This window comes from Affinundibacterium baiyunense (genome assembly GCF_018139645.1).
In the GTDB taxonomy this organism is placed as follows: domain Bacteria; phylum Pseudomonadota; class Gammaproteobacteria; order Burkholderiales; family Burkholderiaceae_D; genus Undibacterium; species Undibacterium baiyunense.
This window is the reverse complement of sequence record NZ_JAGSPM010000007.1, coordinates 222671-240110: the sequence shown is the minus strand read 5'-3', so window position 1 is coordinate 240110 and position 17440 is coordinate 222671. Positions and strand designations below refer to the sequence as shown.

14 protein-coding genes are annotated in these 17440 nt (G+C 45.0%); 1 reads left to right on the top strand and 13 read right to left on the bottom strand.

Annotation, left to right across the window (positions count from 1 at the left end):
• Window positions 1-58: 58 nt before the first annotated feature.
• The 3 genes from KDM92_RS13090 to KDM92_RS13080 all read right to left on the bottom strand — a co-directional run bounded on the left by KDM92_RS13090 (window position 59) and on the right by KDM92_RS13080 (window position 5717).
• Window positions 59-1471 carry an amidohydrolase family protein gene (locus tag KDM92_RS13090; RefSeq protein ID WP_212684905.1) on the bottom strand — a complete coding sequence of 471 codons (1413 nt, stop codon included), beginning with the start codon at window positions 1469-1471 and terminating at the stop codon, window positions 59-61.
• On the bottom strand, window positions 1471-4629 hold the full coding sequence (locus KDM92_RS13085) for an amidohydrolase family protein (RefSeq protein ID WP_212684904.1): 3159 nt from the start codon (window positions 4627-4629) through the stop codon (window positions 1471-1473). The genes KDM92_RS13090 and KDM92_RS13085 overlap by 1 nt, the downstream gene beginning before the upstream one ends.
• A gap of 311 nt (window positions 4630-4940) precedes the next feature.
• Window positions 4941-5717 (bottom strand): AraC family transcriptional regulator, encoded by a 777-nt coding sequence (locus tag KDM92_RS13080; RefSeq protein WP_212684903.1) that lies wholly within the window; start codon window positions 5715-5717, stop codon window positions 4941-4943.
• A gap of 523 nt (window positions 5718-6240) precedes the next feature.
• Here KDM92_RS13080 and KDM92_RS13075 point away from each other — a divergent pair.
• Window positions 6241-6903, top strand: a complete 663-nt coding sequence (locus KDM92_RS13075; RefSeq protein WP_212684902.1) for a GntR family transcriptional regulator — start codon at window positions 6241-6243, stop codon at window positions 6901-6903.
• Window positions 6904-7046: 143 nt separating this feature from the next.
• Here KDM92_RS13075 and KDM92_RS13070 read toward each other — a convergent pair whose 3' ends face one another.
• The 10 genes from KDM92_RS13070 to KDM92_RS13025 form a co-directional block, all read right to left on the bottom strand.
• Window positions 7047-8672, bottom strand: coding sequence for a M28 family peptidase (locus KDM92_RS13070; protein WP_212684901.1), 1626 nt, complete (start codon window positions 8670-8672; stop codon window positions 7047-7049).
• 95 nt (window positions 8673-8767) lie between these two features.
• A complete protein-coding gene (locus tag KDM92_RS13065) occupies window positions 8768-9313 on the bottom strand; it encodes a BRO-N domain-containing protein (RefSeq protein WP_212684900.1) in 546 nt (181 codons plus the stop codon).
• 89 nt (window positions 9314-9402) lie between these two features.
• Window positions 9403-10341 carry a ribosome biogenesis GTPase YlqF gene (gene ylqF / locus KDM92_RS13060; RefSeq protein WP_212684899.1) on the bottom strand — a complete coding sequence of 313 codons (939 nt, stop codon included), beginning with the start codon at window positions 10339-10341 and terminating at the stop codon, window positions 9403-9405.
• Window positions 10342-10548: 207 nt separating this feature from the next.
• Window positions 10549-11829 (bottom strand): tetratricopeptide repeat protein, encoded by a 1281-nt coding sequence (locus KDM92_RS13055; RefSeq protein WP_212684898.1) that lies wholly within the window; start codon window positions 11827-11829, stop codon window positions 10549-10551.
• Window positions 11826-12740, bottom strand: a complete 915-nt coding sequence (locus tag KDM92_RS13050) for an ExeA family protein (protein WP_212684897.1) — start codon at window positions 12738-12740, stop codon at window positions 11826-11828. The genes KDM92_RS13055 and KDM92_RS13050 overlap by 4 nt, the downstream gene beginning before the upstream one ends.
• A gap of 76 nt (window positions 12741-12816) precedes the next feature.
• Window positions 12817-14553 carry a pilus (MSHA type) biogenesis protein MshL gene (mshL, locus tag KDM92_RS13045; RefSeq protein ID WP_212684896.1) on the bottom strand — a complete coding sequence of 579 codons (1737 nt, stop codon included), beginning with the start codon at window positions 14551-14553 and terminating at the stop codon, window positions 12817-12819.
• A 94-nt stretch (window positions 14554-14647) separates the two neighbouring features.
• Window positions 14648-15022 (bottom strand): hypothetical protein, encoded by a 375-nt coding sequence (locus tag KDM92_RS13040; RefSeq protein ID WP_212684895.1) that lies wholly within the window; start codon window positions 15020-15022, stop codon window positions 14648-14650.
• A complete protein-coding gene (locus KDM92_RS13035; RefSeq protein ID WP_212684894.1) occupies window positions 15007-15732 on the bottom strand; it encodes a hypothetical protein in 726 nt (241 codons plus the stop codon). Before KDM92_RS13035 ends, KDM92_RS13040 begins: the two co-directional genes overlap by 16 nt.
• A gap of 20 nt (window positions 15733-15752) precedes the next feature.
• A complete protein-coding gene (locus tag KDM92_RS13030) occupies window positions 15753-16442 on the bottom strand; it encodes a hypothetical protein (RefSeq protein WP_212684893.1) in 690 nt (229 codons plus the stop codon).
• Complete coding sequence (locus KDM92_RS13025) at window positions 16439-17350, bottom strand: type IV pilus biogenesis protein PilM (RefSeq protein WP_212684892.1); 912 nt, start codon at window positions 17348-17350, stop codon at window positions 16439-16441. The genes KDM92_RS13030 and KDM92_RS13025 overlap by 4 nt, the downstream gene beginning before the upstream one ends.
• Between the last annotated feature and the right edge of the window lie 90 nt (window positions 17351-17440).

Sequence of the window (17440 nt, the reverse complement as noted above, 5' to 3'; positions counted from 1 at the left end):
ATCTAAGCAAACGATCAAGCGAATCTAACTCATATTAATTAAGCTTATTGAAAAGACCTTAAGGCTGTATCTTTTGCAAATACTTCTGCTGATATTTCTCGGTTAAACGAGATTGTTTGGTACTTGTATCGACTGCCCGACCTTGAATATAGACTTGTTCAACTTGCGTTGTCGTTTCCAAAGGATCTCCATTGGTGACAAAGAAATTCGCAAACTTCCCTGCCTCTAAGGAACCCAATTGGTCAGCGACACCAAGTATCTGTGCAGGATACAAAGTAATCGCCTTCAAAGCTTCTTTCACGTCCAAACCAAAAGTAGCAGCTACTGCTGCCTCATACGGCAAATTACGCTCATTTGGCGCATCATCATCGGTACCTGCTCTAGCGATACAAAATTGCACGCCAGCTTGGGCTAACTTCGCAGCAACGGTGTAGTAAGCGTCATAATCCGCGCCACGACGCATAGGCAATTTATGGATACCAGTCACAATAACCGGTACCTGCTGTCGCTTGAGTAGATCCGCTAACTCAGGCGCATCGGCACCACCAACAATCACCGCTTTCAATTGATAGCGCTTGGCGAAATTAAGGGCAAAACGAATTTGATTCACATCTTGCGCGTGGAAAAACACCAGACGTTTTCCTGCAATGGCTGGCAGCATCGCCTCCCAACGCACATCAATCTTGGTGCCATCATTTTGTGCGCGCGCTTCGCGATACGCGATTGCAGAATCAAAAGCGTCTTCCAACATTTTTAAACGCTGTGCACTCGCTTTACGAATTTCCTCTAAGCGAGAATCAAATGGTGCAGGAAACAACTCAGGATTAAAGCGCAAATTTGGCAAACTGATGTGCAAACCAACTTCAGATTGCACCGACATTTCTTCCCAAGTCCAGCCATCCAATTGAATCAATGCCGATGTGCCATTGATTAAGCCCGCCGGTGAGTTTGGTACCGATAAAGTGGCTAATACGCCGTTTGCTCGTGCCGTGGTAATTAATTCTGAATCAGGATTGACCGCAACTAAAGCACGTGCATTTGGATTTATTGCACCTGCTTCCGCATAGTCTAAAGTTGCGCGAACGGACTGTACTTCGGCTAGTCCCATCACCGTATTTGCGGCAATCATGCCGGGGTAAATATGCTTGCCACTCACGTCGATTACTTTTGCATTAGCTGGGACCGTCAGCTGTGAGCCTAACGCGACAATTTTCCCTTTATCCACCAACATATTGCCATTGGCAATCGATTCACCACTGACGGTATGCAAGGTTGCACCTTTAAATAACAAAGGTGTTTTCTGCGCTGCTGCAGGAACATTGTCGGATGCTTGAGCAATACTCGAACTAAAAGCTAAAAATACGCTAGCACCAAATGCAATAGTGAAACGACGTGAGAGTGAAGTTTTCTTCATCATATTTTTTGATTGTAGAGTTGAACTGGCAGAGAAACGATTTTGTAATTGATTCATTATTCTGCTCCTGTACATTCGTGTTCTTCAGCACCCACCCAATATCCTGTGCGATGCTTACTGAGCATGTGCATCCAATGTTGCAACTCCAAATAAGCGCGATTCGCTTCTAACATTTCAGCTGCTGATTTTGGTGCGCTAACTTTCTCTGAAATCGCATCTTTGGCGCGATTGGCAGCTGCCGCTTGGGGCGTACGCGCAGCAATAACGCTAGATGCAATACGTTGACGTTCTTCTTGCGCCTGTTGACGCAGACGCGCATCACTTGCCAAATCAAAATAACGACGACCTTCAATCCATGTTTGTTCAGCGCGACTAAAGGTAGACAATGGACTGGTGTTCCAGATCACGAAGTCTGCATCTTTACCAACTTCTAAAGAACCGGTTCTGTCATCAATTTTCAATTGTTTTGCTGGATTTAAGGTGACAAATTTCAATGCCTCAGTTTCAGACAAGCCACCATATTTCACTGCTTTCGCTGCCTCTGTGTTGAGGTGTCGAGCTAATTCATCACTATCCGAATTGAAACTCGTGACCACGCCTGCTTTATGCATCAAAGCACCGTTGAAAGGAACTGAGTCGCTCACTTCCATTTTGTAGCCCCACCAGTCGGAGAAAGTAGAGCCACCAGCACCGAGCGCAGCGATTTCATCAGCCACTTTGTAACCTTCCATCACGTGTTGGAAAGTGCCGACCAATAAATTAAACTCTTTTGCTACACGTGCAAACATTAAAATCTCATCTTGACGATAAGAGTGGATATGGATCATACGCTTACGGTCAAGCAGTTCGACCAAGGTATCCATTTGCAAATCACGTCGTGGTTCAACCATCGTGGTGGGTGATTTACGCCACGCTTCGCGCTCAGCTTTGTATTCACGTGCCGCCAAGAATCCACTACGCAAGATTTGTTCAACGCCCATACGCGTTTGCGGGTAGCGTCCAGTTGCCTCATTACCCCAATTCGATTGCTTGACGTTTTCACCCAGTGCGAATTTGATTCCAGGGAATGCACCATCCAATTTCAAGCCTTCTGCATCTGAACCCCAACGCATCTTGATCACTTGATTTTGTCCACCGATAGTATTGGCAGAACCATGCAACACATTGGCGGTCGTAACACCACCTGCTAACTGGCGATAAATATTAATACTACTTGCATCAATCACATCGCCAACACGAACTTCAGCAGTAATCGAACTACTCCCCTCATTCACACCTTGCATCATTGCAGTATGAGAATGCGCATCGATAATACCTGGGCTGAGGTGTTTGCCGCTGGCATCAATGATTTCAGTATTCGCTGGTGCCTTTAAGTCTTTACCAATTGCGCTGATTTTTCCATTGACGACCAACATATCACTTTGCTCTAACTTGCCAGCTTTTCCGCTGGTCCAAATCGTTGCATTTTTAATTAACACCGCGCCTGGACGTTCTGGTGCATTGATTGCATATGGTCCAGCTGGATACAGTTGATTCCATGCAGCGGCGGCTTTCTCTACTTTTGCTGGCGTGGTGTCGGCGGTAACGGCTTTCACGCGTGTCGCACTCCAACTAAGCGCTTTGCCCTGCCCTTGTTGTATCGTGCCAGTCAATTGATCTCCACGTCCTTCGGCGATAATCGCTGTATCGCCATAACGTGCCAATAATTGATTATCACGTAAGCTCAGATCAACATTCACGCCATCGATATTTAGCATAGGCTTTGCAGCGTTGCCTGTGATATTCCAGACTTGTGATTTGCCATTGCTGCTGACATTCCAACTGCCACGCAATTCGAATCGATTGTAGTGTTCGGTCACGAAAGCTTTGCCATCAACAAAAGTGATCTCAATATTCGCTTTATCATCACTAAACATATCGCCATTGCTGACCACCAAATTCGCTAAATGGCCAGGGGTCAAACTACCGAGTCGCTTTTGCTCACCGAGTAATTTCGCTGGCGTCGTAGTTAAACCCGCCAATGCCTGCTCGACACTTAAGCCACGGCGAATCGCTTGACGTAGACGATTCCAAAAATCCTTTTTAGGATCTTTTAAGCCAGCTGAGGTAATCGCAAATTCAACGCCTGCTTTATCCAACATGGCAAGATTTGCTGGTGCTTGTTCCCAATGCTGCATCGCCTCTAACGAGGTATCAAGCAACATATCTGGATTGTCGACTTCCGGTGCATTCGGGAACAACAAAGGAACGATGACAGGCATGCCGCCGGATTTCAAATGCTGAGTCCGACGATATTCATAACCGTTGCCCTGCAAAATAACGCGCAGTTTAAATTCATCACGAATTTTGGCAACGCGTTGATACGCTTGTTCATTGTCGGTTGCATAGATAATCGGTTGCCGGCCTGCGAGTACAGGTTTTAAAGCATCTAGCGACTCATTCAATTGAGGACGCTCTTGCTTTAACTTACTCTCGGTCGCACGTTGATACCATTGAGCATCATAAAAAGTTTGTCGAACCTGTGCGATTACGCCCATCAATGAACCTGGATAACCCGCACCACGCCCAAATTCCAACTCATTCGCCATGTGCTGTGCAACGCGCGCATTGAGCACGACTGATTTTGCGTTGTCGTTCCCATTTAAGTTTAGCAAAGCACTTTGTCCGCGGAAAATACCAGCACTTGGCGCCGCCAACACAGTGGTAAAACCAAGTTCACGCACTGCTTTTATTTCATCAGCGCGTAGCTCTAATTGACTAGCAACATCTTGTTCCGGACGAACACGGAAATTCTCACTGGCTAACGCGCGACTATTTAAAACTCTTTGTGCTGGCGGCCGCGCTGCAGCGGCTGGTCCAGAGACGACTGGCGCAGGTAACAATCCCGCTGGCACGCCGACCGTGCTCGCCATATCGATAAAGCCGGGATAAACCGTCCTACCTTCTAATTTCCAGACCTTTGCACCATTCGGTACTGGCAAATTGGGTCCAGCTGCAACAATCACGCCATCACGCAACACTAAAGTGCCATTCTCGATCACTTTACCCGGAGCGACCACCAGTCGCGCCCCCGTCAAGGCGTGCCAACGCGGATTACTTTCACGCAGCCCTTCCACTCTCGAGGTAGAGATTTGGGCACTGGCACCGATTGATGCCAAACTCAGTGCACTCAAAATAAAAACAGAAACAGGCTTTAGTCGCCAACGAACTTGCATATAGTCTCCTCAATTGGAAGCAAAATCACGAAACCCATTCACTGAACTTAGTGTTGGGTGAATCATGTAGTCAATCATGAATAAAATAAATTGCCAGATCAAGGCGAAGAAACCGAGCGATGATCCGTTTTGATTTTTTCTACGTAAACAATAATTTAGCTAGATCACCAAATATTGCAAAGCGTCTTTGGACATAAAAACAGGGAATAAATTCCCTGTTTCCCAAACCATCATGTAGAAAATTAAATTGATTGTATGCGTGCTCAATGGCGAGCGGAAAGATCAAATGCGGGAACTAACAAAATACAACATCACTCGCACTTTGTTGTTGACAACAACACTTCTCGGTATTCAGAAGGTGTCATACCAACCGTCGATTTAAACATTCTAGAAAATGCACTGTGATCTTGATAACCACAAGTTGCGGCAATATCAGTAATGCTGCGCTGACGATCAACCAGCATTGCCGTCGCAGCATCTAGCTTCACCTTGATCATGAATTGACGCGGCGTTAATGAAAAAATCTTATGGAAGTAACGCTCAATTTGTGCCACCGATAAATTGGTAATTTGTTCTAACTCCACCATCGGTACGTTTTCACCAAAATGCGTATGTATGTGCCGAACCGCTGCAGCAATTCGGTGATAAACCGGATGTCGTTGATCTGGCATACCCAAATCGCGTGAAGTACCGCATAAACCGATAATTTGATGATTTTTGTCGCGCAGCGCGATTTTATTGCTAAGGCACCAGCCAGGATCACGATCTGGATACAAATGAAGTTCTAGCTGATCTTTAACATCATAGCCTTTTTGCAAAACAAGCTCATCTTGTTCACTGTAGCTTTCTGCTAAAGATGCAGGAAAAACCTCTGCTGCGGTACGCCCGATTAGTTGCTCTTTATCTTTAAAGCCGCAACGCGACACCAGGGTTTGGTTGACCACCACATAACGACCTTGTGTGTCTTTAACAAAAAAAACCAAATCTGGCATTGCATCAAACAAGGGTTCAACAAAGAACACATCCGCAATATGATTGGCTAAAAGTTGTTTTCCAGAGTTTTCAATCAAACTCAATTTAGTTCGCATAGTATTTTGTGACATAAATAAGAACCAAGTTTAATATAAGTACCGCATATGACGCATATATTCATAAAATACGCGCAAATACCAAGCGCACAAATCATTATTTAAATTTCAATTTATATTATCCCAAATTAGTTAAATTGAGTAACTTGAATGCAACAAACATCGCCAAATTAAGACAAATACACACATACCAATCATCCTGATGTAAGCGCTTATCTGAAATGCTTTCGTGAATCTACTTTCCTTCATATTGCTAGTGCGAATGGAGTCTAGCGGTAATTTCTTCTACTCTTCACGTCAGAGTCTTCAGTTACAAAATCTGTCTATCTCACCCAACTTACATGAACTTACTGCTTTAATAGCAAGATTTACTTTAAAACACCGCTATCTAGCGCTTGTGTTACACCGAAAAACTCCTTTGTCGCTTTTTTTGTATGAAAAAAGGGGATAAATTCAAAAGAAAATTGAGGAAAATGGGGCGAATAACTTATAATCCAATGATAAATTTCACAACAATCATTGTATGCAATCAACTAAAGCCTCAACTCCTGCCAAAATGCGTGCCGCTGATATCGCTTATGATGCGATAGAAAATATGATCGTGACCCTGCAACTCAAGCCAGGTGCACCGATTGTAGAATCTGAGCTAATTGAAATTACAGGACTTGGTAGAACACCCTTACGCGAAGCGTTGATGCGTATGTCATCCAATGGTTTGATCGTGCAATTGCCAAGACGAGGTTTGATTGTAAAAGACATCGAGGCCGCCGAACACGTGACCTTGATCGAGACACGTAGAGTGATCGAAAAACTCATCGCCGGCAGCGCCGCTAGACGCGCCAATCCGCAATTGCGCGAAAGTATTTTGTCCTGTGGCGAACAAATGGTGTTAGCCGCCAGCCATGGCAAATTAGATGAATTTATGGCTGCCGATATGGCACTAGATCAAGTTATTCATGAAGCCTGCCGTAATCCCTCAGCAGTTTCCGCGGTGATCCCACTGATCATCAAATGTCGCCGTTTCTGGTACGCGTATCAGCACGAAGGCGATATGCATGAAGCAGCACGCTGCCATATGCTATTGGCGCAAGGTATCGCAGATGGAAATGAAGCCGCTGCGGCACAAGGTGCTGATAACTTAATGGACTACTTAGAGTCGTACACACGCAAAGTGATCAATGGATAAGCTAGCTTCGAGAGCTTAGATAGTTCATTACCGACCAAAGCAAATACTTAAATAAAAAGCTGCACAAGTTCTCCAACTTGTGCAGCTTTTTTGTCTGGCGGTAGCTTTAGAATCCACGCAAGCACTAGCGACAAGGAGAAGCGCTAAGGGCGCAATTTTGCAAATGGATCTCCGACACGCCATTTTGGTTTAGTCTTCGCATTGGCTAATTCATATCCAAGCTCTAGTGTAAATTGCGCTTGTTGTTGCATACCGTCTAAATCCCAACTAGCATCATAACGATCACGTGGCGTGTGATAATCATTTTTAAAGTGCTTCATTTTCTTTGCCGATTGTTCTGGTTCGTGTTGATAGTGAAAATGGCCATCACCAGAAAAAACTGCAGAACCAACATTAAATGCGGGGATACCAACCCGCGCAAAACTAAAATGATCGGCACGATAAAAAGCACCACCCAAATCGAGTACAGGAGGCGCAATTGCCAATTGCATTTTCTTCGCTACTTTCACTGCGCTATCATAAAGTGTGCTGCGTTCACTGCCTGCAATTCCAATATCCTTGGTCTTGCCAACAAAGTTCATACTATCTAAATTTAAATCTGCGATGGTATCCTTCAAAGGCCATGCTGGTTCACGTACATAAGCCAGACTACCAAGTAGATACTGCTCTTCCGCTGCTGGCCACAAAAAAAGCTGTGTGCGTTTAGCTGGTCGTCTCACAGCTTCTTGCGCCATCGCTAGCAAAGCCGCGGTTCCGCTTGCATTATCAATTGCACCGTTCCAAATCTGTGCTGGTTTGCCGACCTCTTCAACGATTCCCAAGTGATCCCAATGTGACGAGTAAATTACCGCCTCATGTTTTAATTTTGGATCAGTGCCTGGCACCATTCCCATCACATTAAATTGCTCAACTTGCCGCACTTTGCTCAGCAAATTGATCTGAATTTGTGCCGGCAATAGCACAGGATTAAAATCACTACGTTCAGCAGCCACTCTCAAACTTGCCAAATCAAAACCAGCAAGTTGAAAAAAGCTTTTCGCACTTTCTTCACGCCACCAACCCTCAACCGCGTTTCCTGCACCCGCCAAATTAAATCGCTCATGACTAAAACTAGTCTGCGGCACATTCCATCCATACGCGGCAGATTCCGTTGTATGTAGAATCAGTACACCAGCCGCACCTTGTCGTTTGGCTTCTTCAAACTTATACGTCCAACGACCGTAATAAGTCATGGCTTTCCCAGCGAAACGTTGAGGATGTTCAGCTGTTGGCTGCGGATCATTCGCCAACATGATCAGAAACTTTCCGCGCAGATCTTGCCCTTTATAGTCATCCCACTGCTCCTCTGGTGCGCGCACACCATAGCCGACAAATACCACTGGGGCTTTAATTATTCCTTGGGTGCTTCCATTGGTTGCACTCACCAATACTTCAGTCCCAAGTTCAGGCGAAATCGTCTGCCCAGCAACCGACAACTGGACTCGGCTGGACGGCAATGTTTGTGAACCGATCAACTTGACTGCTTGTCGATACGGTGATGTTAGCTGAGGATACAGCGGCTGTAGTCCGATTAATTTTGCTTGCGTTTCAAGATAAGCGACAGTTAAATCACCGCCACGCTGCCCAGTTCCTCGCCCTTCTAATAAATCATCGGCTAAGAATGCCAAATGTGCTCGCAATACGGGTTCTTTAACGATGGGCGCTTGCAGCATTTGTGCTTGCGCAGAAAATGCCAATGAGGCAAACGTCAACTTAATTAATAGACGCATAAATTATCCTTATCATTTTTTTCGATGTGCTTCCTTAACACACTTATTTGATGTACCAATTTCATATACACAACCAGACTACCAATCAGGTACATTTATTTGATGCTCTTAGTCGCCGACTCCGGTAGTCGTTTGACATTCACAAATGCGCTCGATAAAAGCCAGCGCTTAAAACGAATCATCTTATAGTTGGTATGCCCACCTTCTGTGCGCGTTTTAAGCAGTTCTAATAAGCCACCCTCAGTCACTCCATGCATATTTTGCTCAGGAATTTTCCCGTATTGAAGACCTAAAGCCACAATTTCATGCGGCTGCAATTTGGGCTCAAGAATACGCTCAACATCTGCTATCGGAATCCAAACAGTTCTAAGAACTAAATAAAATCGAATTTGTCGACCATCAAAACTAAAATACTTTCCATGCCAAGGCAACAGCGCAGAGCTATAGGCGGATCGCTTGATAAACGAGAATACACTAATAATTTCTCGCGGAAATAAACGTCCCCAAATCATACTAACCAACAGCAAGCCAATCGGACCGTAGCCGGGGGATAATTTCTCGAAACCATGCCAAGCTAGGTAAGAAATACCTGCACTAAAAATGAGTTTAGCGATGAAACGAGCTAGTCTATTTTCTTCCATAGAGAACGATTAAAGATCAATACAACGAGGCAATTAATTTCGGAAGTTATGTGGTGTCATGCAATGATGAAGAAACTTATCTGACTAGATTATTCGTCCTCATCTTCCAGTGCATCTTCCATCATGCCAGTATCCACGCTCTTACCTTGGCCTAGCAAAACAGGGGGCACGTAAGTCGCCAATAAATGTTCACGACTTGTAGGGGTCTCTAAACTAACGCGACCAAGCGCACCGCTACGGTAATCGAGCAACAAAGTATGTGCCGCTTTTTCAAAATCCCAATCGCCGCCTTTCAAGCGATAAGCGCGTTTTTTAGCAACGGCCTCAATCACACTAACCGCATCGATTCCCTCGGTTGAGAAGCCATAGCGCGTCGCTAAAAATTGCGGATAGCGTTGCAATAAAAGTTCAGCCAAAAATGTAGCAACCTCTTCTTCGATCAAAGCGTTCACACCGATCGCATGACTCGCTGCAAGCATTAAACCATCAGTTGGGTGCTGAATCTTCGGCCACAACATACCAGGCGTATCAGTCAAAATCATATTTTTACCAAGATACAAACGTTGCTGCACTTTGGTCACGGCAGGCTCATCGCCGACATTGGCAACGCGTTTTTTCAACAGCGCATTCATTAAGGTCGATTTGCCGACGTTCGGAATGCCCATAATCATCATACGCAAAGGCTTGGTCGGCACACCGCGGTGAGGAGCCATCTCCAATGCAAAACCCGGTACCTTGGCAACATCGGCGGGCTTTTTACAACTCATTGCCACCGCTTTAACGCCTTTTTGTGCGTTATAAAACGCTAACCATGCTTTAGTTGCATGAGGATCGGCAAGATCACTTTTGTTGAGAATTTTTAGACAAGGACGCTGACGAAAGCTACGAAGTTGCTCCACCATAGGATTGCAGCTAGCTTGTGGAATACGCGCATCCAGTACTTCAATCACCAGATCGGTATTCTCCATCGTCTCGGCCGCTTTTTTGCGCGCCGCATTCATATGACCGGGGAACCATTGTATAGACATACTTTTTCTTCTTTTGCGAAAATAACTTAAAGCGCTATTTTACGGACTTGCAGGCATGCAGACGGCAATAGTTTGCGATTTTTATTCAATTTCACTGACTTTTTGGATGAATTGCCAGAAATTCGGCTCAATTTATGTGGATTGCAGCGGGATTCAAATTTACATGAAGTTAAAATACCAAGTGTTTTTAACCATCCTCTGAGACAACTATTTTTGCAAGGCCTCTATCTTTTGCTCGATAAACGCTTGCAACTCCGCGCTAATTCCACCTTGCATCTTTGCCTGCTTAAAAGCTTCAATCGCTTCCTGATTCATACCATCGGCTTGCAAAGAGATACCGAGTCCCATCCACCACACGCCATTCTGGCTATGCTTCTTTAAAGTTTGGCGATATAGCTGAACTGCCTCTTTATGATGCCCAGTCTTTTGTTGAAGTGCTGCAAGAAAAGCGAGGTAATCTGGTCGATCTTGTGCCAGTCCCTGATTCTTCTGTAACACCTCAATCGCATCGTTAAGTTTCGCGCGCTCGACTAATAATCGCGCCAAGATCATTGAAAAATTTAATTGACTTGGCTCCACCAACAAGCCTTGCTTCAATTCACGTATCGCATCCTCGTGGCGCTTTGCCTCTAACAACAGTGATATTTTGAGTTGCCGTGCAGCGCTATGCAAAGGATCTGACTTTAGCGCTGCCTCCAATGCCTGTAGCGCTTCGTTTTGACGACCTTGCTGTTGATAGACTGTCGCCTGTCTATATTCTCCCTCTGCGCGCTGTTGCGCCGACACCTCTTTGATCATCACTGTTTGGGAATTTGGACTGTTGTTGGCTGACGCTTGGCCCCCCACTTGCGTGAGCGATTTGTTTGCTAAATTGGGTGTATTGGTTTTTAGAGTTTTCTGCGACTCAGCACTCGATATCTCGTCTGTTTTCGCCACTGGCGCTTTCGATAATAAGGGATCACTTGCGCGTTGCTGAGCATTTCGTGACCCATTATTCGACATGTCACTGGCTTCAGCACGCTGATCTCGCTTTCCCATTTCTAATGCTGCATTTTCTGATGTGGCATTTGATAAGGTGGAAGAGGATGAACTCGCTGTCGGTAGTGCATTTACTTGCGTACTCAACTTTAAGCTAAGGCCAAGTTGTCCAGCGTTAGCTTGTATTTCTGAAGCCACTTCTGCCGTCCTTGCCATAGTATCCGCTGGCACGTTGGATGAAGCAGATGGACTGGACGCTTGCGATGCAGCTACCACAGGTGCCGGCACCGATGTTTTTTGACTTACCACATTGGATTTCAAAAATAGAGAATCACGAAACCAAACCAGGACGAACACCACAACCAAAGCAAAGCAAACAAAAAACCAAGTCTTATTCGATGCAGAATTAGGCGCGTGATTACCTAATTGGGTATACCGAGCAATAGGCTGTTGATCTTCAGCATCGCCGCGTTTCTCTAATTCCTGCAGCATTTGATTAATCAGACTCATAGCCCAAACTTCCAATTAAACCCAATGAGTAAAGTAGTGCCAACCACAAGTGCAAGGCTGAACAGAGCCAGCGTTGATGACATACGCTTCCATCCAGGTGCGGCCTCGGTATCTCGAATCGCAGCGATGACTTGTCGCATTCCGACTTCAGCACGCCCTTCACCGTAGCTAAGCATCATCGCTTTATTCGCCAAAATATTCAGCATCCTTGGCACGCCAGCACTTGCTAACCAAAGAACGAAGATCGCAGATCGTGAAAACAAACGAATTTGACTAAAGCCCGCCACACGAAGTCGATGCTGTATGTAGAAACTCGTTTCTTCCCAATTCAGTGATCGTAGTCGGTAATGAAAACTAATACGCTGAGCAAGTTGGCGGATGTCATTTCTAGCCAAATGCCTATCTAATTCAGGTTGACCGAATAAAACGATTTGCAACAGCTTCCGTTTCTCGGTCTCTAGATTACTTAGTAATCTGATTGCCTCAAGCGTCTCTATCGGCAAGGCTTGTGCTTCATCGATGCAGACTAACACACGCTTTCCTTGCTTGGCCAAATTCACCAAATGTAAATTGATCGCTTTTAATACCTCGTGTTGCTCGCTATCTTTTTCTTGCGGAATTCCGAGATCGTCTGCTAACACGAGTAACAAGGTGCGCGGCTCTAAAAAAGGATTGGGAATATAGGCACTAACAAAATCATCGCCGAGCACCTTCAAAAACTGGCGGCACAATAAAGTCTTACCAGTGCCAACTTCACCTGTTATCTTAATGAACCCTTCACCATTTTGCGCCGCCACCAGTAAGGTATTTAGTGCCTCCAAATGGCTACCAAATGAAAAGAAAAAACTGGTATCCGGTGTAATCCCAAACGGGGTCTCATGCAGTCCGAAATGCGACTTATAGGTACTCATTCTTACCATGAAAATCGTTCCACAAGAACCGGCGCACAAGCTAACTCTTTCCGTCGCCACAAATCAACTAAGGGATTCACTTTACCTTCTTTTCCAAGCGTGAACGCGGCGTCATCTCTTCGATGCGCTTCTGACTTTCTAACAAGTCTTGTTCCCAAGCGCCATCGTTTTCGACGATGGTTGGTCGAATCAAAATGACCAATTCTCGCTTTTGCGAGATCTGATTTGTATTTCTAAACAAGCCACCGAGCAAAGGCACTTCGCCAGCGCCAGGAATTTGTGAGCGATCATCTGAATTCGATTGACGCATCAAACCACCGATCGCGACAATACGTCCATTTTGCCCTCGGACGATACTATCCGTCTCTGATACGACACTCGACGCCAATGGCAAAACTACCGACCCAGCCGTACCCGCATTGACCGTCTTTTCTATCGTCGTTACTTTGCTTACCGATGGATGCACATGCAAAATGATATTGCCTTCGTCATCAATTTGTGGCGTAACATCAAGCGCGACTCCGGAGAAAAATGGTTGTACTTCAACGCTAACGGTTGGTGCCGTATTGCCGCCCGTACTAACCACGCCTGGTGTGGTCTTTAGACTCGTTACGAAGAATTCATCTTTACCCACTTTCAAAACCGCTTTTTGATTATTCAAGGTGGCGATACGTGGGCTAGACAATACATGCACACTACCTTGCGATTCTAAAAATGACAGCAGCGCAGAAAAATTAGACGTTTGAAATGCGAGACCAAATAAAGAACCCGCAGCACGCGATGCTGCCCCTAAGTTGAGGCCAGTAATCGTGTCAATTCCAGTGCCATCGGTAGTCAACCTTGTCGTACTCAAGGTCGTACCCGGCGTTAAGAATCCAATCGATGCTGCACTATTTGGCGAAGATTTGAGCGACGCAAACGATGCCCAATTGATCCCGGTTTGATACTGATCGTTTAACTCAACTTCTAAAATTTTCGCTTCAAGAATGACCTGTCTATCGACGGACAATTGTGTCGCTTTCAAATAGGCAGCGATATTGCGAATCTCATCTGACATCGCTCTCACCACCACCACACCAGATTGCGGGTTAATCACCACTTGTCGGCCGTCTTGTCCGCTGCCTGCAAGAATGTCTAAGGACGCCTTTAATTCAGACCAAAAATCATTATTCGAAGTCGTGTTAATTTTGCTGGAGTTCACCGATTGACTGGCTCCATTGCTCGGCGTGTTAGTTGGCGTATTTCCTTGTCCAGTAGAAGAATTAGCACTTGGATTTCCAGTCAATATCGCATCCGCAACAGAGCCAGATGTGACGCGGATATCAGAACTACCTTTGCGCACGGAAGCTAGATAATTAATTTGGAAAACGCGAGTCTGCAAAGTCAATGGTTTGACGTAGATACGACTTCCCTCCACCTTGTACTCGTAGCCGTATAACTCACGAATTGCATCTAAGGCTTCAAACAAAGTGACATCTTTTAAGTTCGCGGAAATATTCCCTGTCACATCGGGATGCACCAACATATTGTATGGAGTGCCAGCGACAATTCCCATGAAAAACTGTGCCGCAGGTGCGTTGCTAAAGCTAAGATTAAATCGTTCTTCCAATGGTTTGCGCACTGGCGGCAAATCGACATTTAATGGCGGCAACAAAGAAGCCGCAACCGCTTCTGGTTCAGCAGCTTTTGCCTTGGACGCTGTCGCCTTACTCATTTCGCTCTTGATCAAGTCGTAAGTTTCTTGACGTGACGGCGGCATCGCACACCCGGCGACTATACTAAACAGCAAAACTGATAGCCCAATTTTTTTCATTTTTAAACCCTTGGTCCAACTAATCTCATATTGTCGCTAACTTGATTCAATTGATATCAACACGTATTTTTACTCACGCATTTCAAGACATCGATTATTTCAACTTAGTGCTTTCCAGACTTGGCTTTTTTCGAAGATCTGGATGCAAACTTAGCGTCTGCAATTGCTTTCCTCGTCTCAACACCACTTCTGACTCCGTCATCTTAATTAAAGTTTGGTCACCAAATTTACCATTCAATTTAATCGCTTGCCCATCGATGATTGCAATCTTACGATTGGCCGATAACAAGATTGATTGCAATACCGGCCCACTTTCTTGTTCGCCAATGCCTGCTGGGTTCAAAATACTCACAGGCGGTTTGGTCGGATCTGGCAAATTTTGCGAGACCGATGAGCTAGTGACTGCATAAGAATGTTCAGCGCATAATAAAACACTGACTAGTAATAATGGATTTACAAATTGAGCCATTTTCTCTCCAAACTCAATGTAAATATCTGTAGACTCAAACGCGCTTTTGGATATTCAATCACTTGCAAATTCGCTCGACTCCAATACACCTGTTCTGGCATTGATTCTAAATCTTTGGTGTATGCCAGCATGTCGAGATAATTTCCTTCCAAAACCAACTCTACCTCATGTTTATAAATACTGAGCTCATCGGGATTAATCGTAGTTAGCTTGTTCAATGTTACTTGATTCACTTCCGTCGTCACTTTTGCAGATGCTTGCGCTGTAGTTTGTGCAGTAGCAGCGCCTTCAGTTGGTTTTTCGAGTTCGAACAAGTTCATCACCGGAAGACTCTTCAGAGAAATTAATTGCAAACGCTTATTTCGCTTCAAGATATTTTGCAACAGCGTGTCCATCTTATCTGGTGCGACCAATTTTTTATGTAAGTTCGACAAATCAGCGTCCATTAGCGCCAGCCGTGCCTTTGCCTCTGCCAATCTCGCTTTTACATCGGCATCAGGATCTTGCTGCATTGAACTCGACAATTGTGTGAGTTCTCCCTGCAAGACTCTGATTTGCGTTTGATGCGTTTGTTGCTGTGTTTTAAAAGTCTTTTGCAACTTCAACTGTGGCTCGATCAAAAACGTAAAGCCAAGTAAGAGCACCCCAACACTACATAGCGCAAATAATATTGCGCGTTCACGCATCGACAGCGCATCTATTTTTGCCAAGAGACTGGACCATATTCTTTTCATGGTGTTTTAGCCCCCGCTGTTTTCTCTTTGTCTGCTTTTTCTGCCATGCCAGTCGAATGCAATTGAAATTCAAGATAAGGCGCGGGCTCAGGCAATTTCTTTGGATCAGCGGCACTAACGGCTGCAGGTACTGGCAACATCGGCCTTTCCATTTGTAAGGTCGAAAATGTCTTACCTTGCATAATTGACTCTCGCTTTAACTGTGTCACATATAGCGGTACTAATTCACCTTGCAAAGTGCGTCCATTCAAAATCAAATCGTAACCAGCACCTTCCAAAGTAAAACCTGTGATCCACAAATTCTGAGGAATCTGGCGCGCAAATGCACTTAAATAAGATGAATATCCATCGGTATTTCCGAACTGACTATTTTGTAAAATTTGCGCAATTTGATGGCGACGTAACAGCGATGACTCAATTGCCGCTAGCTCTTGCGCAAGCGCCGGATTTTTTAAACGTGCGGCATGCGCTTCACGCAAGGAATTTACTTGGTTGGTCAAAGTCGTGAGCTTGTTCGCGGCCTGCTCAGAATTCATTTTCGCCGTATTTACTTGCGCACGCGTATAAACAAATCCCAGAACGACAATGAATAAGCTGAGCGCCAATAAAACAAGCAAGTTCAAAGCAGAAAAGTAATCTTTTCGCTTTAATAAACTTGGATTAAAAAGATTAATCTGCTGACTCATGTAGCACTCGCTTCTTGACGTAAAGCAGCACCAATGATCGACAAAAATGCCCCTTGTCGTTCAGCCGATTTCAGTTCAGGAATTTTCTCTAAATTGACGATCTGAGCGAGATCCATAATCTCAACAGGCAAATACATGTTGCTGGCCAAATACTGCTGTAATAATGTTGCGACCTCACCTAATGGCGACACCACCAGCTTCGCTGTCGTAATGTAATTATGCTGACGATCAAAGTGATCCAGCGATCTTTGTAATTCTAAAGAAATTCGCTCAAAAGTCGCATCACGCTCACGTACATCTTGCGTGCCTAAATCAGTTGAGGTGATATCCAATCGCCGCGACAAATATAATTCACCACCATAGGTCACGGTTAATAACCCACCATGCACATCAAACGACAGCATTGCCAAACCACGCCCTTCGACCTCTAGACGAGCAGAAAGGTTTCGTTGCGCCATCTCTGGCACGTCGATCACACTCAAGGGTAACCTCGCATCGGCAAACAAGTTTTGTTGAAGTGCCAACTGCTGATTGGCGATTACGATGGCAATTAATGATTGATTACGTCCGCCATTTTGTATGTCACCAGGAACCGTTAAGACATCAAAACTAGCGGATTCTATTGGATAGTCGATTAATTCTTTCAGGCGCCAAACCAGCGCATTTTTTAATTCATCCGCTGGCACATTGAGTGCGTCAATCGCAAACCATTGATAATCATTCGCGTTTAATTGCAATAAACATTGCTTTTGCTTGGCTGGTGTCTCGCGCGCCAAGCGTTCTAGCAATACTGGCCAGGCTTGTTCGGCCTTCGGATAAAACGATAGAAATTCTAAGACCGGCAGACCACCTAATGGAAAACGAACCGAGGCGGAATAAAGCCCATCCTTACCAAGACGAATTGCCATGATTTCGGCGTTTTTCTTATTTTTTGAGAATAATCCCATGCGTAAACCCAATTCAGCAATATTGCTTGACGTTAAGATAATATGAGCTTG

Coding starts and splice junctions, on each gene's coding strand:
- KDM92_RS13090 (WP_212684905.1), bottom strand. CDS start 1,471: ATGAATCAATTACAAAATCGTTTCTCTGCCAGTTCAACTCTACAATCA.
- KDM92_RS13085 (WP_212684904.1), bottom strand. CDS start 4,629: ATGCAAGTTCGTTGGCGACTAAAGCCTGTTTCTGTTTTTATTTTGAGT.
- KDM92_RS13080 (WP_212684903.1), bottom strand. CDS start 5,717: ATGCGAACTAAATTGAGTTTGATTGAAAACTCTGGAAAACAACTTTTA.
- KDM92_RS13075 (WP_212684902.1), top strand. CDS start 6,241: ATGCAATCAACTAAAGCCTCAACTCCTGCCAAAATGCGTGCCGCTGAT.
- KDM92_RS13070 (WP_212684901.1), bottom strand. CDS start 8,672: ATGCGTCTATTAATTAAGTTGACGTTTGCCTCATTGGCATTTTCTGCG.
- KDM92_RS13065 (WP_212684900.1), bottom strand. CDS start 9,313: ATGGAAGAAAATAGACTAGCTCGTTTCATCGCTAAACTCATTTTTAGT.
- ylqF (WP_212684899.1), bottom strand. CDS start 10,341: ATGTCTATACAATGGTTCCCCGGTCATATGAATGCGGCGCGCAAAAAA.
- KDM92_RS13055 (WP_212684898.1), bottom strand. CDS start 11,829: ATGAGTCTGATTAATCAAATGCTGCAGGAATTAGAGAAACGCGGCGAT.
- KDM92_RS13050 (WP_212684897.1), bottom strand. CDS start 12,740: ATGAGTACCTATAAGTCGCATTTCGGACTGCATGAGACCCCGTTTGGG.
- mshL (WP_212684896.1), bottom strand. CDS start 14,553: ATGAAAAAAATTGGGCTATCAGTTTTGCTGTTTAGTATAGTCGCCGGG.
- KDM92_RS13040 (WP_212684895.1), bottom strand. CDS start 15,022: ATGGCTCAATTTGTAAATCCATTATTACTAGTCAGTGTTTTATTATGC.
- KDM92_RS13030 (WP_212684893.1), bottom strand. CDS start 16,442: ATGAGTCAGCAGATTAATCTTTTTAATCCAAGTTTATTAAAGCGAAAA.
- KDM92_RS13025 (WP_212684892.1), bottom strand. CDS start 17,350: ATGGCAATTCGTCTTGGTAAGGATGGGCTTTATTCCGCCTCGGTTCGT.